General features: G+C 56.7%; 15 protein-coding genes and 1 pseudogene. 9 read left to right on the top strand and 7 right to left on the bottom strand.

Annotated elements, in window-relative coordinates:
- Positions 1–12 precede the first annotated feature (12 nt).
- Positions 13–2,034, top strand: a complete 2,022-nt coding sequence (locus ACUVSA_RS01410; RefSeq protein ID WP_445893505.1) for an acyl CoA:acetate/3-ketoacid CoA transferase — start codon at positions 13–15, stop codon at positions 2,032–2,034.
- A 350-nt stretch (positions 2,035–2,384) separates the two neighbouring features.
- Here ACUVSA_RS01410 and ldhH read toward each other — a convergent pair whose 3' ends face one another.
- From ldhH to ACUVSA_RS01385, 5 genes are all read right to left on the bottom strand, one after another.
- The gene (gene ldhH / locus ACUVSA_RS01405; protein WP_445893504.1) at positions 2,385–4,580 is read right to left on the bottom strand and encodes an L-lactate dehydrogenase (quinone) large subunit LdhH; all 2,196 of its coding nucleotides are present in this window, start codon (positions 4,578–4,580) and stop codon (positions 2,385–2,387) included.
- Complete coding sequence (locus tag ACUVSA_RS01400; RefSeq protein WP_445893503.1) at positions 4,577–5,155, bottom strand: LutC/YkgG family protein; 579 nt, start codon at positions 5,153–5,155, stop codon at positions 4,577–4,579. The genes ldhH and ACUVSA_RS01400 overlap by 4 nt, the downstream gene beginning before the upstream one ends.
- Positions 5,156–5,260: 105 nt before the next feature.
- Positions 5,261–6,604 (bottom strand): TRAP transporter large permease, encoded by a 1,344-nt coding sequence (locus ACUVSA_RS01395; RefSeq protein WP_445893502.1) that lies wholly within the window; start codon positions 6,602–6,604, stop codon positions 5,261–5,263.
- A gap of 22 nt (positions 6,605–6,626) precedes the next feature.
- Complete coding sequence (locus ACUVSA_RS01390; protein WP_445893501.1) at positions 6,627–7,127, bottom strand: TRAP transporter small permease subunit; 501 nt, start codon at positions 7,125–7,127, stop codon at positions 6,627–6,629.
- Between the two features lie 87 nt (positions 7,128–7,214).
- Positions 7,215–8,375 carry a TRAP transporter substrate-binding protein gene (locus ACUVSA_RS01385; RefSeq protein WP_445893500.1) on the bottom strand — a complete coding sequence of 387 codons (1,161 nt, stop codon included), beginning with the start codon at positions 8,373–8,375 and terminating at the stop codon, positions 7,215–7,217.
- 556 nt (positions 8,376–8,931) lie between these two features.
- Between ACUVSA_RS01385 and ACUVSA_RS01380 the strand changes: the two genes are divergently transcribed.
- The 7 genes and pseudogenes from ACUVSA_RS01380 (at position 8,932) to ACUVSA_RS01350 (ending at position 16,120) form a co-directional block, all read left to right on the top strand.
- On the top strand, positions 8,932–10,317 hold the full coding sequence (locus ACUVSA_RS01380; RefSeq protein WP_445891202.1) for an FAD-linked oxidase C-terminal domain-containing protein: 1,386 nt from the start codon (positions 8,932–8,934) through the stop codon (positions 10,315–10,317).
- A gap of 1 nt (position 10,318) precedes the next feature.
- On the top strand, positions 10,319–11,620 hold the full coding sequence (locus ACUVSA_RS01375) for a (Fe-S)-binding protein (RefSeq protein ID WP_445893499.1): 1,302 nt from the start codon (positions 10,319–10,321) through the stop codon (positions 11,618–11,620).
- A complete protein-coding gene (locus ACUVSA_RS01370) occupies positions 11,617–12,333 on the top strand; it encodes a FadR/GntR family transcriptional regulator (protein WP_445891204.1) in 717 nt (238 codons plus the stop codon). Before ACUVSA_RS01375 ends, ACUVSA_RS01370 begins: the two co-directional genes overlap by 4 nt.
- A gap of 4 nt (positions 12,334–12,337) precedes the next feature.
- Positions 12,338–12,676: a CidA/LrgA family protein gene (locus ACUVSA_RS01365; RefSeq protein WP_445893498.1), complete on the top strand. Its 339-nt coding sequence runs from the start codon at positions 12,338–12,340 to the stop codon at positions 12,674–12,676.
- A pseudogene (locus tag ACUVSA_RS01360) lies at positions 12,673–13,379 on the top strand (LrgB family protein). Before ACUVSA_RS01365 ends, ACUVSA_RS01360 begins: the two are co-directional and overlap by 4 nt.
- A gap of 48 nt (positions 13,380–13,427) precedes the next feature.
- Positions 13,428–14,762, top strand: a complete 1,335-nt coding sequence (locus tag ACUVSA_RS01355) for a CaiB/BaiF CoA transferase family protein (RefSeq protein ID WP_445893497.1) — start codon at positions 13,428–13,430, stop codon at positions 14,760–14,762.
- Between the two features lie 32 nt (positions 14,763–14,794).
- Complete coding sequence (locus ACUVSA_RS01350; RefSeq protein WP_445893496.1) at positions 14,795–16,120, top strand: CaiB/BaiF CoA transferase family protein; 1,326 nt, start codon at positions 14,795–14,797, stop codon at positions 16,118–16,120.
- Positions 16,121–16,186: 66 nt separating this feature from the next.
- Here ACUVSA_RS01350 and ACUVSA_RS01345 read toward each other — a convergent pair whose 3' ends face one another.
- Together ACUVSA_RS01345 and ACUVSA_RS01340 are read right to left on the bottom strand one after the other, a co-directional pair.
- A complete protein-coding gene (locus ACUVSA_RS01345) occupies positions 16,187–16,930 on the bottom strand; it encodes a hypothetical protein (protein WP_445891209.1) in 744 nt (247 codons plus the stop codon).
- Between the two features lie 225 nt (positions 16,931–17,155).
- Positions 17,156–18,199 carry a patatin-like phospholipase family protein gene (locus tag ACUVSA_RS01340; protein ID WP_445893495.1) on the bottom strand — a complete coding sequence of 348 codons (1,044 nt, stop codon included), beginning with the start codon at positions 18,197–18,199 and terminating at the stop codon, positions 17,156–17,158.
- Between the two features lie 334 nt (positions 18,200–18,533).
- On the opposite strand from ACUVSA_RS01340, the gene ACUVSA_RS01335 reads away from it, so the two are divergent.
- On the top strand, positions 18,534–18,968 hold the full coding sequence (locus tag ACUVSA_RS01335) for an acyl-CoA thioesterase (RefSeq protein WP_445891211.1): 435 nt from the start codon (positions 18,534–18,536) through the stop codon (positions 18,966–18,968).
- The last annotated feature ends 90 nt before the right edge of the window (positions 18,969–19,058 follow it).

Genomic DNA, 19,058 nt, shown 5'->3' with positions numbered 1-19,058 from the left:
TGCTTTGTGGCCATGCACGCCCTGCATGAAAGGAGATGCCATGACCGACCACATTGTTTCCGGAACCCATCCCTTTCTTTCACCCTATCCTCCCCAAAAAAGCGCAAAGGCAAAATCGTCAGCGCCCAGGAAGCCGTCCAAGTGATTCGCGACGGCGACACGGTGGCGACCGGGGGCTTCGTGGGCACAGGCTTTGCCGAGGAAGTGGCCATTGCTTTGGAAAAAAGGTTTCTAGAGACGGGAAGGCCTCGCAACTTGACATTGTTTTACGCCGCCGGGCAGGGGGACGGCAAAGAACGCGGCTTGAATCATCTGGGGCATGAAGGTTTGGTCAAACGCGTTATAGGCGGCCACTGGGGTTTGGTGCCCAAGTTGCAGCGCCTGGCTAAGGAAAACAGGATCGTAGCCTACAATTTGCCTCAGGGTGTCATCACGCACATGTATCGGGATATTGCCGCCAAAAAACCGCGAACCCTCACCACCGTGGGCTTGGAAACCTTCGTGGATCCCAGAAACGGCGGCGGAAAACTCAGTGCCATCACCACAGAGGATTTGGTGGAACTCATGGTCATCGACGGCGAAGAGATTCTCGCCTACAAGACCTTTCCCATCCACGTGGCCATCATTCGAGGAACCACCGCGGACACCGACGGCAACATCACCATGGAACGGGAAGCCTTGACCTTGGAAACCTTGTCTTTAGCCACGGCGACCCACAACAGCGGCGGCTTTGTCATCGCTCAGGTGGAACGCATTGCCGAACGTGGAACCCTCAACGCCCGCCAAGTCAAGATTCCCGGCATTTTGGTGGACTGTATCGTGGTGGCGACCCCAGAAAACCACTGGCAAACGTTCGCGACCCCTTACAATCCCGCGTTTTCCTGCGAAATTCGCGTCCCTATGACCACCGTGCCCAGCATTGCTCTCGATGAAAGGAAAATCATTGCACGTCGAGCCGCTTTTGAGCTGAAAGCCAACAGTGTCGTCAACCTGGGCATCGGCATGCCGGAAGGCGTGGCCAATGTGGCCGTGGAAGAGAAGATATTGGAATACTTGACCCTCACGGCCGAACCGGGAGTCATCGGCGGTATGCCGGCGGGAGGCCTGAACTTCGGCGCCGCCGTCAACACCGATGCAGTGATCGATCAGACGGCCCAATTCGACTTTTATGACGGCGGCGGTCTGGACATTGCCTTTCTCGGCATGGTTCAGGCCGATGGGCAGGGCAATGTCAATGTGAGCAAATTCGGGCCGAAGATCGCCGGAGCCGGAGGATTGATCAACATCAGTCAAAACGCCAAGAAAGTGGTTTTCATGGGCACCTTTACCGCCGGCGGGCTCAAGACCATGGTGGAAGACGGCCCCCTGCGCATCCTTCAAGAAGGGAGGGCAAAAAAATTTGTCTCGCAGGTCGAGCACGTCACCTTCAGCGGCAGTTACGCTCGGCGGCGCAAGAAAGCCGTCCTCTATGTTACCGAACGCTGCGTCTTTGCTCTCACGGACCAAGGTGTGGAATTGGTCGAGATCGCTCCCGGAGTGGATCTGGAACGGGATATTCTGGCTCAGATGGACTTTGTGCCTGTCATTCGAGGCACGCCGCGCCTAATGGACGACCGCATCTTTTGGGACGAGCTCATGGATCTCAAGAGAGATCTGCTTTCCCTGCCGTTGGAAGAGCGGCTTGTGTACGATCCCACGGAAAACCTCTTTTTCGTCGATTTTGAAGGCTTCAGCGTGAAGACCTTGGAAGAGGTGGAAACCATTCGGGAGGCGGTGGAAAAGATTTTTAAACCCCTCGGGCACAAAGTCTATGCCATTGTCAACTACGACAACTTCACCATCTTTCCCGACGTGGTGGACCCTTATACGGACATGGTGAAATATTTGGTGGACTACTACTACACAGGCGTGACCCGCTACACCACCAGCGCCTTTCTGCGCATGAAATTAGGGGACGCTCTGGCCAAACGCGGCGTGGCGCCGCACATTTACGTGCGGGCCGAAGAAGCCCGCGAGGCGCTCAAGAAGCTTTAAAGCCTCCGTTGCCGAAGGTGTGGAGCTTGGCCGCCATTGACGAGGCAATCCGGGACATCCTCTGGGGTTTGTTTTAGAAGAGTGCCGCAAGGCGCGATCAGTTTCTCGGGGGGACCAGCTCCTGCCGGTCCCTCCATTCAAAGACCCGCGGGGGCGCTTTCCCGCGGGAGATCCAAAGGCGGACGCGCAAAAGCGTGTCCCTCCAATACCGGGTGTTCGCTCATTATATGAATAGCCTGAGGGGTACCGTGCCGACGGTCTGTTTTTGAAGGGCTCCGGCCTTCCAATGAGTCTGGCCTGCATCAAATAGCTTTTTCGCACCCGCTGCAGAGGCGCGCATCGACGTTTCTTTATGAACTCTTTTCGACCAGAGCCTTCTTTGCCCCTTGGTACGCGCGGGCGACAGCCTCCGCAATATGACACACCTCAAAGGAACGTCCCTGCTTGTCGGCTCCTCCACGCAGCTGAAGGACGCACCCCGGGCAATCCGTCACGAGCATGTCGGCTCCCGACGCTGCCACGTTATCCAGCTTGCGTTTGAGCAGTTCCGCTGAGATTTCCGGAAATTCCAAAGAATACGATCCGCCGAAGCCACAGCACACATCCTCATCGCGGGTAGGCACATAGTTCATATTCGCGGTCTTGAGCACTTCCCGCGGCGCGTCCACCACCTTCAGGCCTCGGCATAGATGGCAAGGCGCGTGGTAAGCCGTTTTGACACCTGTTGCCATGAATTCGTCATCGGAAACCTTCAGTACCTCTTTGACGAATGAACTGAAATCGATGACCTTGGCCGTGAAACGCCGGATCTGATCGGCCAGGGTCGGATCATCGCCCAGAAGTTTGGGGTAGTTCTCCTTCATGTGGGAACCACAGGAGGCGCACAGGGTCAAGATCCAGTCCGTGTGGTCCAGATCCACGGCCTTCAAGTTCTGCAAGGCCAAGTGGCGAGCCGTTTCCGGTTCGGCGGCCATAAGCGCCGGAAGGCCGCAGCAGGTCTGTGCCTGAGGGTAATCCACGCTGACCTGATGGTCCGCCAAAAGCGGCAGGATAGCTTGAGCCTGTTCGGGATATACGAAATCGATCAGACATCCGCCGAAAAGGGTGACTCGAAGAGCCGGATTGGCCACGTGAGGCCGCACGGCTGCCCAACGGTCCCGCAGAGGTGTTGCTGCAATCACCGGAAGACTTCGAAAACCGTGAGTTTTGTCAAAGAACAAGGGCAAGTGGCGAATGAAGGGCCCTTCTCCCGCCAAAGGCTTTTGGACGAGCGAGGCGCGGCGAAGTAGGAAGTGAAAGAGCTTGCGGTCTTTGAGAACGAGGCTGAGCAACCGCTTTTTGACGGGACGACGGTTTTCCGCTTGCAGCACGTGCCGGACGGTGTTCTTGATCAGGTAGGGCAGGTCAATGCCGGCAGGACAAACCGCTTTGCAGGCCTGGCAGTTGAGACAGTTCATCACAAGGGCCCGAGCGTTGGGCACGCCGTGGTAAAAGGCGGTCAGAATGAGGCCGATGGCGCCGATGTAGACATGGCCGTAGTTATGGCCGCCGACGAGGCGATAGATGGGGCACACGTTGGCGCAGGCGCCGCAGCGCACGCACTGCAGAGCCTGAGAAAACACGGGATCCTTGGCCAGGTGCAACCGGCCGTTGTCCAGAAAGATGATGTGCAGAATCTTTCGACCCGTGGGCGATGCGGCGCACTCTGTGGCCCCCGTGATCCAGGTCACGTAAGTGGATATGATTTGCCCCGTGGCGTTGCGGGGCAGAGCTTTTAGAATGGTCAGAGCCGTTTCCAGGTCGGGCATGAGTTTGTCGTAGCCCACCAGAGCCACATGGACTCGTGGCAGCGTGGTGACCAAACGAGCATTGCCCTCGTTGGTCACCAGGCCCAGAGTGCCGGTTTCAGCCACGGCGAAATTGGCTCCGGAAATCCCCATATCCGCTTCCAGATACGCGCGGCGAAGGGTGCGTCGGGCCACTTTGACCATCTTTTCGATGTCATCGGGGTTGTGTTTTTCTCCGGTGACCTTTTCAAAAAGTTCAGCCACTTGATGCCTGGAAAGATGAATGGCGGGCAACACCATGTGCGAGGGCCCTTCGCCGCGCAACTGAATGATCCATTCGCCCAGATCGGTTTCGGTGACATGAAAACCTTCCTGCTCCAGATGCGAGTTCAGAAAGGTTTCTTCCGCCGTCATAGACTTGGATTTGATGATCTTACGCACGCCATGTTCCCGGGCGATGGCCGCGATGAGTTCGTTGGCTTCCTGAGCGGTGGCCGCCGAGTGGACCACGGCGCCGGCTGCTTCCGCCTGGTGCTTGAACTGCTCAAAAAGTTCTTTCAAACGCGGCAAGGCTGAGGCCTTGCGGTGGGCGATGTCGTTGACAAGGGATTCCAGATCGATGCCTTCAAAGGCCCTGGCCCGGGATTCCCGATAGGCGTCGGCAAAGGTGTCCAGCGTTTGGCGCAAAAAGGTGTTGTCCAAAGCCTGGCGCAGCCGCTGCCGATACGCTTTCATATTCTGCGGTGCGTTGGACGTCATAAAGCGGCCTCCTTCAGGATCAGTAGGTGCAACTGTTGAGGGCCGTGCACCCCAATGCTGAGCACCCTTTCAATGTCCGCCGTGCGACTAGCTCCGGAAATGAACGCCACGTAACGGGGAGGCTCCCTGTGCCAGGCTTTCATGGCCTCCACCACGTCGAGGGAAGACAAGCGAAGGCAGCTTTCGGCAAGCACGACGACGTGGGTTTCGGAAAGCATGGTGGCCAGCCGAAGATCTTCCGAGGTGGAATCGATGACCACCGTGCCCGTTTCGGCGATACCCCAGTCGGCAGGCGTGAGCACTGTGTGGATTTCTTCCAGATGCCGGCGCAGAGGCCGTTCCAGGATGCGCAGCCCCTTGGCTGCGGCACCGCGAAGGAGAGCCTCATGAGCCCGTTCCGGTAGGCCCCACGGAGCGATGGTGCTGCCGCCTTGGGTGGTGGTCAAATCCAGGGTGTAGGCCACCACATCACTCCAGTCGGCACAAGCATGCACGACTGTCTGCACCGCCTGAGCCCTCTGGGTCATGAGTTCCACCAGTTCCTGAGCATTCATTCTGAGCCTCCAAAAAAGCATGGGATGGGACGGGATTTTCACCGTCCCGTGTCGATTGTAAAGGGCCCTGCTGTTTTCTCTGTGCTGATGCAAGACCCTGCGCCATGGGCTCTGAGCCGCCGCCTTCTATCGACCGAAAAAGAGGTCGGGAAGCCAGGTCACGGTTGTCGGAAACAAAGCGATAATGACCAGGCCGATGAGTTGAAGCACCACGAAGGGGATGATACCTCGATAGATGGTCATCGTATCGTAGCCTTTGGGGGCAACACCGGCGAAGTAAAAAAGAGCGTAACCAAAGGGGGGAGTCAGAAAGGAGGTTTGCAGATTGACGCACATGAGCATGGAGAACCACAAAGGATCAATTTCCAATTCCAAAACGATGGGCATGAAAACAGGAACCGTAACCAAAAGAATGGCCGCCCAATCCACAAACATGCCCATGATAAAAACGATCAGCATCATGATGGTCACGATGCTCCATTTGCTCAGACCCGAGCCGATGAGAAGATCGGCCACCACGTCGCCGCCGCCCATGCGCAGAAAGACAGCGCTGAAAAATTTGCCACCGATAAAAAGCATCATGACCATGGCCGTGGTGCGCAAGGTGGCATAGCTAGATTCTTTTAGGACCTTCCAGGTCAGCTTGCGGTTGGCCGCGGCAAGAATGAAGGCTCCCAGCGCACCGAGACCAGCGGCCTCCGTAGGTGTCGCCACCCCTCCCAAAATGGTTCCCATGACGATCAAGATCAAGCCCAAGGGAGGCACTAAAGATTTCATGGTCATGGCCCATTTCTGCGCCTTGGTATACCGTCCTGCTTCTTCCTGACTGATGGGAGGGCCCATCTGGGGATTCAATATGCAGCGCGCAAGGATGTAAATAAAATAAAGGCCCGAGAGAATGAGCCCGGGAATGACGGCGCCTGCGAAGAGGTTTCCCACCGAGGTTTCCTTGAGGCCTGTGAGACCGGCGTAGACGACCATCATGATGCTGGGAGGAATGAGAATGCCCAGTGTGCCGGCCGCGCAGATGATACCTGACGTCATGGCCTTGTCGTAGCCCTTTTCTACGAGTGCCGGCGCGGCCAGAAGCCCCATGGCCACCACGGAGGCGCCTATGATACCTGTGGTGGCCGCAAAAACGGTGCAGACCACCACCACGGCCAGGCCGAGGCCGCCCCTGATGCTGCCCAACACGATATAGAGCGACTCAAAGAGCTTTTCGGCCACTTTGGATCGATCCAGCAGCTGGGCCATGAAAATAAATAGGGGAATGGCCACCAGAACGTAGTTGTCCATGATGCCCCAACATTGGTTGGCGTACATGTTGAACAACATGGGAACATTGAAACCGTTGTCGATCAGACCAAAAAGGGTGGCGACCCCTGCCAAGGTGTAGGCCAGGGGATGGCCAAAGGCCACGGCGACCACCAAGGTGCCGAACATGGCCAGGGTGAGAACTTCAGGACTCATGGCACGTCACCTCGACACTGGGTTAGGAAGGGTTTTTCAAAGACGAAATGTTGCGAAGAAGGTTGGAGAGGCCTTGCAGGAGCAAAAGTGTAAAGCTGAAAGCCATGAGAAGCTTAATGGGCCATATGGGCGGCGCCCAGCTCGTGGCATTCTTTTCCAGCATTTGGGTGGACTTGATGGCAAAGGCCCACGTCCAGTACGTCAGCAGGCTCATGACGGGCAGAAAGATGGCCACGTTGGTGACTATAGCAAAGACGGTTGCGGTTTTTTTCTTGATGCGCGCCGTCAGAATGTCCACTTTGACGTGGCCCCCGTGCAGTTCCGTGTAGGCCAGGCCCAGCATGTAGTGAAGCCCGTAGAGAAAGGTGGTCATTTCAAAGCCCCAGATGGTGGGGGCGTTGAAAAGGTAGCGCATAATGACTTCATAGATGACCACCGCACTCAGAGGAAGGATCAACAGAGCGCACAGGCGACCTTGACGGTCGACGAAACCATCCACGAAGGAGCGGAAGGCATTGGCCATATTGAGCATCTCCATATGGAGGTGTCCGCGGCCCGTGAAGGACCGCAGACACCCTGGCATGATCCATGGTTGGCAGAAAACAGTGCCTTATTCGGTCACCCGCCCGGAAATGTAAATGTCATAGGGCCACGGCGCGACACCGCTTCGAGCATCTCGCCACACGGCGTATTCCTCAAGGAAAGCTTCCTGGGAATCCAAGACTTTCTTCACATCGGGGTACTTTTCCTTCAGCGAATCCAAGTATTGTTTGGTGGTCTTGCGGAACTGAATGAGAGCGTCCGTGTCCATGCGGACAAATTCGATGCGTTTCTTAAATTCCTGAATGGCCTTGGCGTTCAAAGCGTTCACCCAGTTGTAGCTCCACAGCTGGGTTTCCATGGCGGCGATCTGCACGATCCACTTGAGGTCTTCCGGCAACTGATCCCAGGCTTTTTTATTGAAAAACACGGCGCACTGGCAGCCCGGCTGATGCACCCCCGGCTGAATGGAATACTTGGTCACTTCGTCAAAGCCCATGGGGTAGTTGATAGCGGGAGAAGAAAATTCGGCGGCATCGATCACGCCGCGTTCCAAGGCCAGATAGACTTCGCCGCCGGGCAGCGGGCTCACCGAAGCCCCCAACATGTTCATAATGTCCATGTACCAGCCGGGAGTGCGCACGCGCAGGCCTTTGAAATCTTCCATTTTGGTGGCGCGCTTGTTGGAAAAAAGGCCCATTTCCTGGCCCACCTGGCCGCAAGGCAGCGCATGGAGCCCGAAACGTCCATAGAGTTCCTGCATCATCTCCAAGCCGCCCTTTTCATAGAGCCAAATGTTGTAGCCTTCCGCGTCGAGGCCGAAAGGCACGGAAGCGAAGGCCACGAAGGCTTCATTTTTGCCCTTCCAGTAACCGGGCCAGTCATGACCCACTTCGGCCGTTCCCTGGGCGACGGCGTCAAAGGTCTGCATGGCCGGAACCAATTCGTCGGCGGAAAACACCTTGATGTCCAAGCGGCCCGCCGAGGCCAACCGCACGCTGTCGGCAAAGTGTTGTGCAATGTCGTAGAACAAAAGGCCCTTGGTCCAGGGCATCACCATTTTCCAGCGAAAGGTCTTGTCGGAGGGTTTAAAAACTATATTTTTGGCGATATCATGGCGTGAATCTTCCGCAAATTTACCCCGCTGCTCCTTGGCGGCCAAGGCCGTACCCAAAGCTAAAAAAATCGCGAGAACACAAACCATCGTCACGGTTGCGCAGCGCTTCATCATTGCCTCTCCTCTGCTGACGTAAGCTGAAAAAATGGATCAGTGAAAACCTGCCATCCCGAGGGGGCTCCATGCCTTTCTATTGAGCATTTCATCACACAAGTCACATCTTGCGGCCGTGCTGAAAGGTTCTCACCCCCTTTCGTCTCCAGTCCACGGTCGACGCGTCCGCTGAGTGCGGCGGAAGGGAGAGCAGGCGCTGCGGGAAAAGGTTTAAAAAGGCCTTCAAGCCTTCATTGGCACTTTTCCCAGAATCTGGAACGGGGACCCACGCCGACGCGCATCATGTGCCACGTGCCACAATCCGGTCGCTGGCTTGACCACACACTTTGCACAGGCCTGGCCACGTGTCAAGAAAAAAATTTCACAAAAATGTTGCATTCATCTGTCGGTGCTGATAAAGTCCAAAAGAACGAAGCGTCAATCGCCACCTTTGTGGTCTTAATGTCATATGGTCTTACCACCTGCCATCGCTACCGCTTCCCCGCGTAGGTGGCTCGGGCTTCGCGGCACGGTCTTGTCCCCCTATGAGGCGAATCTCGCTATGGAGGAACACATCATGGTCTCAACAGGTTTCATCAAGGCTTTGGCGGATGCGGTGGGGAAGGACAATCTTTTAATGGATGAGGCGGATCGGGCGGTTTATGCCTATGATGCCGCGGTTTTGGAGCCTGTGATGCCCGCCGCGGTGGTGCGGCCCGTCACGGCCGAAAGCCTGGGGCGTGTGGTGCGGTTGTGTCATGAAAGCAATGTGCCTTTGACGGTGCGCGGTGCCGGAACCAATTTGAGCGGGGGCACCATTCCCAAAGCGCACGGTGTGGTCGTCCTCACCAACGCCCTGAACCGTATTTTGGAACTCCATGAGGAAGACCTCTACGCCGTGGTGGAACCCGGCGTCATCACAGCCAAATTCGCCGCCGCCGTGGAAGCCCGCGGCCTGTTTTACCCTCCGGATCCCGGAAGTCAGGCCGTGTCCACCCTTGGAGGCAATGTGGCGGAAAATGCCGGAGGGCTTCGCGGCCTCAAATATGGGGTGACGCGGGACTATGTGATGGGTTTGGAATTCTTTGACGTGCACGGGGACGTCATCAAAACGGGAGCCCGCACGGTCAAGTGCGTCACAGGCTATAATCTGGCCTCTCTGCTTGTGGGATCGGAAGGCACTTTGGGGGTCATTTACAAAATTTTTCTTAAACTCATCCCGCAACCCCAGCATCGAAAATCCATGATGGCCGTCTTTGATGCCGTGTCCGGAGCGTCCCAAACGGTGGCGGCCATCATCGCCGAAAAAATTGTTCCAGCCACGTTGGAATTTCTGGATAATTTCACCATTCGGGCCGTCGAGTCTTTTTCCCGGGCCGGGCTTCCCACAGACGCCGCCGCCATGTTGCTCATTGAAGTGGACGGCCATCCGGCTCAGGTGGAGGAAGACGCTGCCAAGCTGGAAACCATTTGTCGCCGGCTTGGAGCGCAGCAGCTTCGCGTGGCTCAGACGGCCGAAGAGCGGGACAAGGTGTGGGAAGCGCGCCGAGCGGCCTTGTCGGCCCTGGCCAAGCTCAAACCTACGGTGGTTTTGGAAGACGCTACGGTGCCGCGGAGCCGCATTCCGGACATGGTGCAGGCCGTGCAAGAGATCGCCGCCAAGTACAACCTGACCATTGGCACCTTTGGCCATGCCGGCGACGGCAATCTGCATCCCACGATTCTCACGGACCGGCGCAACACCGAGGAGTGGCATCGAGTGGAGCGGGCAGTGGAGGAAATCTTTGATCGAGCGCTGGCCATGGGCGGGACCCTGTCGGGCGAGCACGGCATCGGCTTGGCCAAAGCTCCTTTCATGGAAAAGGAAACCACTCGGGCGACTTTGCAATATGCGCGTCGCATCAAGCGGGCCTTGGATCCCAAAAACATTTTGAATCCCGGCAAAGTAATCGGGGAGGCGTGAGATGGCCGGCATCAAGGATCTGGCCCGGCTGGTGCGGGAATTGGAAGACCAAATGGTTGTGTGCATGCGCTGTGGCATGTGCCAGGCTGTCTGTCCGCTGTATGCCGAAACGGGCCGGGAAGTGGACGTGGCGCGCGGCAAGTTGGCGTTGTTGGAGGGGCTTTCCAAGGAGATGTTTCGCGATCCGCGGGGCGTGTCCGAGCGGTTGCATCGCTGCCTTTTGTGCGGATCCTGTGCCGCCAATTGCCCCAGCGGCGTCAAGGTGTTGGACATTTTCTTGAAGGCCCGGGCCATTCTTGCCAGCTACATGGGGCTTTCTCCCGTCAAGAAGCTCATCCTGCGCGGTATGTTGGCCAACCCTGCCTTTTTTGACAAGGTGACTGAATGGGGAGCCAAGTTTCAGGATCTTTTCACCCAGCCGGCCAATGAAATGTTGGGAACCTCGTGCGCTCGGTTCATGTCTCCGCTTCTCGGCGATCGACACATCAAACCGTTCGCAGCTCGCCCCTTTCATGCGGACGTGCCCAACATGGACACCGCACCTGGTTCCTCCGGCATCAAGGCCGCTTTTTTTGTAGGCTGTCTCATCGACAAGATTTTTCCTTCCGTGGCCCAGGCCACGCTGAAGGTGCTTCGCGCCCACGGCGTCGGCATCTATCTTCCAGATAATCAGGCGTGCTGTGGGATTCCAGCCGCCTCCTCGGGGGACATGACCGCCTTCAAAAAGCTTGTGCGCCACAACCTGGAACGATTTCCCTTTGAACGTTTTGATGTGCTGATCACCTCCTGCGCCACCTGCACATTCACCATTCGCAAAGTCTGGCCCGTGCTTTTTTCCGAGGACGGCGCCGACCTCTTGGCACGTGTTCGCGGCCTCAGCGAAAAGACCATGGACATCCATGAATTTCTCATTCGACGTCTGGGGCTGAGCCCGCCGATGGCCACGCCGGATTCCAACGCCGTTGCCGTCACCTATCATGACCCGTGTCACCTCAAGAAATCCCTTGGCGTGTTTCGAGAACCTCGGCAGCTTTTGCAAGCCAACCCACGCATTCGTTTGGTGGAAATGGCCCAGTCCGATTGGTGTTGCGGCCTGGGGGGGAGTTTTAGTCTGGAACACTACGACCTGTCGTCTCAGGTGGGACGCCGAAAGCGGGACATGGTGGTGGCGACGGGAACGCGCGTTTTGGCTACGGCGTGCCCGGCCTGCATGTTACAGTTTTATGACCGATTGAGTCAGGCCGGGGATACCGTGCACGTGCGGCATGTTGTGGAAATTTACGCAGAGAGTCTGAAAACGTGACTGTTCTTCCTGTCAAACCCATCAAACCCAAGCGGGTCGCCGACGAAGTGGCGCAGCAGCTCACTGAGCTCATCTACCGTGGATTTTTGAAGCCCGGAGAAAGGCTGCCGTCGGAGCGGGAGCTGGCGCGGCAGCTGCAAGTGAGCCGCCCCACGGTGCGTGAAGCCATTAATCAGCTCACCGTGATGAATCTGTTGGAACAACGCCACGGGCAAGGCACGTTCGTGCGAAGTCTGGACCCGCTGCATGAAAACCCCATGGCCACGTTCATGGAGGGGCAGGATGTGACCTTGGAACACATTCTGGAGGTGCGCATGGGGTTGGAATGCACGGCGGCGGCTCTGGCGGCCACGCGGGCCGACGACCGGGACATGGAACACCTGCGCACCAGCCTGGAAGCCATGAAGGCGGACATTGCCGCAGGAGGTCTGGGGCATGAGCCGGACATCACCTTTCACATGGCCATCGCCTATGCCTCCCGCAATCCCGTCCAGATCAAAGTGATGCGCAGCCTGTATGATTTTCTTTTTTTCGGGATACGCATGAATTTGCAAAAACTTTACGAAGACCCGGAGAATCTTCCCCGCATCATTGAACAACATACGGCCATATATGAAGCCATTCGGCATCGGGACAGCGAAGAAGCCCTCAATGCCATGAGACGCCATATCGGATTTGTGCTGGATTTCTTTCGATCGCGCCAAGCCCTGTGATGTCATGATGATTCAGAGCCTGAGTATCATCTTCGGATTTCTGGCTTTGGGGGATGTCGTGTGCTATGGGCTGGCCTTGCCCATTCCCGGCAATGTCATCGGCATGATGCTGCTCACCGTGGCGCTGTGTCGAGGATGGGTGGACGTCAAAAAAATCAAGCCGGCCGCAGACCTTTTGGTGCAGAACATGGCTTTTTTCTTTGTCCCGCCGGGTGTGGGGCTCTTGCTTTATCTGGACCTTTTGTCCCGGGAGTGGGTTCCCCTGCTGGTGGCTTATGTGGTGAGTACTCTGGTAGTGCTGGTGGTTGTGGGGTGGGTGACTCAAAAAACGGAGCGTCAATGACGGCGTTTTTTACAAGCAGGGTCTTTTCTGTTTTTGTCACTTTCTTAGCCTTTTATGCCGCGCAGCGTCTCTACCGTCGGTTGCAATATTTTTGGCTCAATCCTGTCCTTCTTTCCATCGTGGGACTCATGGTCTTTTTGACCATCATGGGTATTCCCTACGAAGACTACTTTCAGGGCGGACAGATCATCAGTTTTTTTCTCGGCCCCGCCGTGGTGGCCTTAGGAGTGCCGCTGTATTTGCAGATGGAAGAGATTCGAAAGCGCGGCCGTGCCATTGGAGTCTCCATGGCTGTCGCGGCCGTGGTGGGAGTGCTGAGCGCCGCCGGCACTGCGGCCCTCTTGGGCGCTTCCGCCCCGGTGGTGGCGTCTTTGGCACCCAAGTCGGTGACCACACCTATCGCCATGGGCATTGCGGAAAAGATCGGAGGTATTCCGCCGCTTACGGCGGCCATTGTCATTGCCACGGGAATTCTTGGTGCCGTGATCGGTCCCGGCCTCTTCGCCTGTGCGGCGTGCGCCATCCTGTGGCCTTTGGGCTGGCCATGGGTGCGGCCTCCCCCGGCATCGGAACGGCTCGAGCCATGGAAGAAGGGGAGGTGCAGAGGGCCTCCGGCGGTTTGGCCATCTGTCTCAACGGCGTGGCCACCGCCGTGGTGACACCCGTTCTGATGAAGCTCGTTCTGCTGTGGGTGCGTCCTTAACCCTGCGGGGGAACCCAGAACCAGATGAGATGCGTGAGGAGCATAAAGATGGAAACGGGCGATTATTTCGACTGGACGGAAAAGCTTTTTGAACCTGAGGCCGCCTTTTCCAAACCCGAAGCCCTTAAAGGGGTCCGGGTTTTGGAGCTGTGCACGCGGGTTTTTGGGCCCGTGACCGCCGATCTCTTAGGGGACCTCGGCGCCGAGGTCATCAAAATCGAGCTTCCCGGAGTAGGGGATCTGATGCGCTATGTGGCGCCGCGAGGATTTTTCTACAAGAATATTTCTCCGGCATTCACTCACATGAATCACAACAAGTATCACGTGGCCATTGACATTCGAAAGCCCAAGGGAGCGGAACTTTTAAAACAGCTCGTGGCGCGATCAGATGTGCTGGTGGAAAATTTTCGACCCGGCACTATGGATCGGTGGGGCGTGGGCTATCGGCAGCTTCGAGAGGTGAATCGCCGGCTGATCTATCAGGCCAACAGCGGTTTCGGGCAATGGAGCGCTTACCGGGACCGGCCGTCTTATGACGCCACGTCCCAGGCCATGAGCGGCTTTTCGGCCACCACCGGTTTTCCGGGCCGTCCACCTCTAAAGATCGGCATTTGGATCGGCGATTACACGGGAGCGCTTTTTGCCACCGTAGGCATTCTTGCGGCGCTGTACGCTCGCTCCAAGACGGGGCAAGGCCAAATGATCGACGTTTCCCAAGGGGAAAGCCTCATTCGCATTCAAGACTGGACTTGGCTTTTTTGGAGCCTTCTCGGCAAAGAAAGGCGTCGCGTGGGCAATGTGGATGTGGCCATGGTGCCTTCGGGGGTGTTTCGAGCCAAGGATGGCTTTGTGGCCGTTGCCGCCGTGGACGACGGTTCTTTTCAAGGGCTATGCGAGGCCATGGGGGCGCAGGACCTGAGGGACGACGACGAGGTCGAAAGCTTGCGCGGGCGTCTTAAAGAAGAAAACCAGCAAAAGATTTATGAGAGGTTGTCCCAATGGGTGGCCGAACACACAGTGCGCCAGGTGGAAGACTGGGGCGTCCGGTATGGTTTTTCGGCCCAGCGGGTGGCTTCGGCGCGAGACCATTACGAGGACGAGCATTTGCGGTTTCGAAAAGCGGTCTGGGAATTTGAGGATCCTTTGTACGGACCCGTGGTGGAATACGGACCAGGCCCCAAACTTTCGGAAACTCCTGGGCGCATGCGTTGGATCGCCAAGCCTGTTGGGTTTCATAACGACCACGTCTTTCGCAAGGTTTTGGGCCTGGATCCCGACACTGTCAAAGCCCTCACCGACGAAGGTATTGTAGGCACCTGGGTTGACCGCATCGGCGCCAAGCCTCCGGAAGACTGGGACGGTGAGAGGGGGCGGGTTTTCTGAACACGACTTCCGATACAGGGAAAGGATGCAACATGAACGAAACCACCATAACTTGGTTTGATTGGGCTAAGGCACATTCCGATCCTCGCCATGCGCCGCAGCATCCCGAAGCGCTGGACGACCTTTTGGTTTTGGACCTGAGCTATCTCAGTTTCGGCGGGCTGGTGGCTTCATCCATTTTGGCGGAACTGGGCGCTCAAGTCTTTCGCATCGAACCCCCAGAGGGCGATCCGACCCGAAGCTTCAGTCCCTACGGCCTGATGCATCAGGATACAGGGCTGGCGTATCTCGTGGAAGGCCGTAACAAGCACCACATCACTCTGAATTTGAAAGATGAAGAGGGCCGCGAAATCTTTAAAAAACTGGCAGTCCACGCGGACGTTGTGATCGAAACCTTTGAACCCGGTTTCTTGGATGCTTTGGGGATAGGCTACCGCCAGCTTCGGGACATTCAGCCGCGTCTCATCTATGCGGCGCTGCACACCTACGGGCAGTTCGGGCCCAAAGCGCGCCAGGGCCGCCAGGCATCGGAAATCGCCAACCAGGCCTACTCGGGTTTGATCTACATCAACGGGGAACCTGAGGATGCCGAGCGTTCGCCCCATGGAGTGCCGACCAAAACAGGCAGTTGGTATGGATGGTATGCGGAAGGCCTCTTTGCCGCCTACGGCATCCTGGCCGCTCTTCTATATCGGCAACAATCCGGCAAAGGGCAAATGGTGGATGTTTCCGGAGCCGAATGCATCATGAAGTTTATCGACTACAACATGGGCTGGTACCATATGGGCGGAGGCGTCAAGGAAAGGTTGGGCAATTACGACCCTTCGGTTTTTCCGTACACCTTTATTCAGTGCAAGGACGGCTACACTTTCATGGCCGCCTATAACGAGGAAGCCTTTGCCACCTTGATGGAAATCATTGGCCGTCCGGAACTGACACAGGACCCGCGGTTTTCCACTTTCATGCAAAGGACGAGCTATGAAAGCGAGGAAGCCCTGCAGCGGATCCTCGAGGAATGGAGCCTGCAGTACACGGTGGATGAAGTGATCGATAAGGTCGCGGAGGCGACAGCCAAAAAGGAGGGACGTGCCGCCGCCGTGGTGACGGGAAAAGTCTGCCGTCCGTCTCAAACCTTTGCCGAACAAAATTGGTGGGATCGGGGTGTTTTTCGAAAGATTCAGGACCCCGTTTACGGTGAACTGGCCCTGCAAGGACCGGTGTGGAAAATGACGGGCACCCCTCCGCGCCTCAAATGGGCCTGCCGCCCCGTAGGGGCCGACAATGAAGCTGTCTACGGAAAGCTCTTGGGCCTGGGCCTATCAGATCTCAACCGCCTTCGAGCCCAAGGTACCATCTGAACCGTTCGGGCCTCACGGCGTGCACCTGCCGATGCACGCGTTGGCAAATCACGAGTGCCATGGCGTTTATTGGTGGGATTTGCCATGAAGATAGCTTTCGACCCACTCCACCATGTCCATGAAATTCGCCTTGTTGGGTTCCTCCGGGCTTCCGATGCGGTGATGGATCGGGATGCCTTGTTCCGCGCAGTACTTCTCAAGGGAAGGTTTGGGGCGGCTGGCGATCAGCAGGGCGTTCACTTGAGCACCCCAGGCGAAATGAGGGCCGTCGCCGCCACTGTCTCCCATGATGATGATGCGGCCCGCCGGAATGCCGTATTTTTCGGCGACAGCTGCAGAATTGGTTGCCTTGTCCTGAATTTCCAAAAGGGGCAAGAAAGTTTCAGGGTCGGTGGGGCTTTCGGAGTAAGCGATAAACGGATGGGCTGACAGGGCTGGTATAGAAGGGAGCCATCCCTTGGCCAGGACCCTTTGGTAATAACCTTTCATGCCCGTGGTGTTGAGCATGAAAAGGATGCCGTTGTTATGGCACCAGTGAATGAATTCGGCGGCACCAGGGTAGGTGTTGTAGGAGGCTTCCAGGTAGCTGTCCATCATGGTTTCGGTGACGGAGCCCGGCATCATGGCTTCAATACGCTTGATGGCCTCGCTCAAGTGAATCTGGTTGGAGGTGTACTGCCGAAAAATGGTCGTCAGGGGTTCCTTGAGCTGAGGATAGTTGAAAAAAATACAGTCAAATGGGCCGCTGGGAGCCAAGCATTCACTCCAATCCGATGAAAACAGGGCGCGATAGCCGGAACGTGTCACCATGATGGGTGCCTCCTTTTTCCATTGGGATTCATGGCCACAATGATGAACCTTCGCCGAAAGTCAAGCCCAAGGCCCTCTCGTTATCCAACTTCTGTTCACACCCGAAAGCTTGTCGCAGCATGTCTTGTGGAGAAGCGCCGCAGGTGGCGAGGTGTTACGGCGCCTTGCGGTGCTTTTTCACGATAAAACGAAAACGACACCGAAGAAACATCCCTTAACAGCCTTTCAGAGAACACGGTTGGCCGGATTGCTGGCCGGGTCGTCGTGGCAGGCGAAGTAAGCTTCGGTGCCTTTGCGGCCGGATTGCACCAAGGCGTTTTTTCGAGATTTGGAAGTCTTGAAATCCGTGGTTTTCACCCCTAGCGTGTCGATGTAAATGGTGCGGTGCCAGTCGTCCTTGTCCAAGTGATAGTTAGACTGGGCATTAAGCATGCTCTGCAACGGGTTGAAGCAGTAGGCAAAGAAATCGTCCACGGTTTCCGCGGCGGGCTCGGCCTGATCGTGAAAGACGGGGATTTCCCGAGCCGAATCCAGCCGAAAGCATAGTGTTTCCTTGTTGTAGATGTATGGGCTCACACCGATCCCCTTACGTTTCAAACTGTTCTTGTGCCGGGTGTAGTAGTCCGTGAGCTGTCCGTGGCCGGCCACCGTGGCAGGGTCCAAGGAGCGTAAGCGGTCAAAGATCTTGATGGGGTAGTTGTCCAAGAGGCCGCCATCCACGTCCACGTCCCCTCGAGGGCTGCGCCGCGAGGTAAAAAAGAGGGGAATCGACGTGGAAATGCGAACAGCGTTGGCCACACACATGCGTGGCGTGTGCTCGTGGGAAAAGACATCAGCAAAGTGTGTGGAGATGTTGGTGCCGATGAAGTACATGTCACGAAACCCTTGAGCCGCCTTTTGTTGCTGGACCTGCAGAAAGGTGGCTTCCGAATGGCCTGTCTTTTGAGCGATGATTTCGCCGATCCACTTTCGAAAAGAGTTTCCCTTGTACCAGCCGAATTGGGTAAGAAGACGGTTGATGTCCCGCACGACGCCGAAATCGTCGTCCATGAATTTTCCAAAATCCATGGAACTCACTGCAGCCCAAATTTCCTCTGGGCTGTAGTTCAGGCCCACCATCGCGGCGGTGATGGCCCCCGCGGATGTACCGGCGACACGAAGAATTTGTGGCAAAATATTTTTTTCTTCAAGCACCTGAAGAGCTCCCACATAGGCGATGCTTTTCATGCCGCCGCCTTCAAAGACGAGATTGCGAAAAGAATAAGCCATAGCCGGTCCTCCTTGCCCTGGGGATGGTGATGAAAAAATGCAGGGCACAGCAGCAGAGTCGCCGCGTTACCGAAGATACCGACGTTGCGGGACACGCTTCTCCGCCACTCGTCGTCTGCAACGTCCATATGCAGCTTAAGTGGGTTGAATGAGGCTATATCATCGGCATCGAACCCGTTCAAGCTGATCTTGCCGGCTGCAACCCCACCGATTCGGCCCCTACCGTCGACAGCAAAGGTGGGAATGTGCTACCAGGGCGAGAAACATACGGAACGATGTCGGGACCTGCTTGTGGTGGATTTGAGCCGCCTGAACCTGTGGAGAGGAGTCGTGCATGCGTGAGAAATACAAATTTTTTACCCCCGTTCGCGTGCGTTATGCGGACACCGATGCCCAGGGGCATGTGTTCTTTTCCAACTATCTCGTCTATTTTGACCAGGGCCTTACGGATTATCTCAAGGCCATCGGCTATGGCTATGACGCCATGCTGGACGACGGTTTCGACTTCTTCTACGTGGAAGCCCAGTGCACCTACAAGGGAAGCGCCCGTTTTGATGAGGTGCTGAACGTTCATGCCCGCATCACGCACATCGGCCGAACCAGTTTCACCTTTCAGTTTGCCATTTATAAAGCCGACACGGACCGCTTGATCACGACGGGGCGCATCGTGGCCGTGGCGGTGGAGAAGGGAGGGCGCCAACCAGTGCCTGTTCCGGAAAAACTTCGACGGGCCGTCGAAAGCTACGAAGGGGAGCCTCTTTCTTCATGAGGCAGTGTTTGAGAAAGGGCCGCCCCGTGATGTGCTTGGACGTGTTGCGCCGATCTTGTCCGAAAACCCAGTTCAAAAGGCCTTGTGTGC

This window comes from Desulfosoma sp., assembly GCF_052743555.1.
The sequence above is the reverse complement of the archived record's forward strand: the minus strand, read 5'-3'. Positions and strand labels throughout refer to the sequence as shown.

Excerpts from the sequence above, each read along its gene's own strand:
- ACUVSA_RS01410 (WP_445893505.1), top strand. The coding sequence starts at position 13 with ATGCACGCCCTGCATGAAAGGAGATGCCATGACCGACCACATTGTTTC.
- ldhH (WP_445893504.1), bottom strand. The coding sequence starts at position 4,580 with ATGACGTCCAACGCACCGCAGAATATGAAAGCGTATCGGCAGCGGCTG.
- ACUVSA_RS01400 (WP_445893503.1), bottom strand. The coding sequence starts at position 5,155 with ATGCTTTTTTGGAGGCTCAGAATGAATGCTCAGGAACTGGTGGAACTC.
- ACUVSA_RS01395 (WP_445893502.1), bottom strand. The coding sequence starts at position 6,604 with ATGAGTCCTGAAGTTCTCACCCTGGCCATGTTCGGCACCTTGGTGGTC.
- ACUVSA_RS01390 (WP_445893501.1), bottom strand. The coding sequence starts at position 7,127 with ATGGCCAATGCCTTCCGCTCCTTCGTGGATGGTTTCGTCGACCGTCAA.
- ACUVSA_RS01385 (WP_445893500.1), bottom strand. The coding sequence starts at position 8,375 with ATGATGAAGCGCTGCGCAACCGTGACGATGGTTTGTGTTCTCGCGATT.
- ACUVSA_RS01380 (WP_445891202.1), top strand. The coding sequence starts at position 8,932 with ATGGTCTCAACAGGTTTCATCAAGGCTTTGGCGGATGCGGTGGGGAAG.
- ACUVSA_RS01375 (WP_445893499.1), top strand. The coding sequence starts at position 10,319 with ATGGCCGGCATCAAGGATCTGGCCCGGCTGGTGCGGGAATTGGAAGAC.
- ACUVSA_RS01365 (WP_445893498.1), top strand. The coding sequence starts at position 12,338 with ATGATGATTCAGAGCCTGAGTATCATCTTCGGATTTCTGGCTTTGGGG.
- ACUVSA_RS01355 (WP_445893497.1), top strand. The coding sequence starts at position 13,428 with ATGGAAACGGGCGATTATTTCGACTGGACGGAAAAGCTTTTTGAACCT.
- ACUVSA_RS01350 (WP_445893496.1), top strand. The coding sequence starts at position 14,795 with ATGAACGAAACCACCATAACTTGGTTTGATTGGGCTAAGGCACATTCC.
- ACUVSA_RS01345 (WP_445891209.1), bottom strand. The coding sequence starts at position 16,930 with ATGGTGACACGTTCCGGCTATCGCGCCCTGTTTTCATCGGATTGGAGT.
- ACUVSA_RS01340 (WP_445893495.1), bottom strand. The coding sequence starts at position 18,199 with ATGGCTTATTCTTTTCGCAATCTCGTCTTTGAAGGCGGCGGCATGAAA.
- ACUVSA_RS01335 (WP_445891211.1), top strand. The coding sequence starts at position 18,534 with ATGCGTGAGAAATACAAATTTTTTACCCCCGTTCGCGTGCGTTATGCG.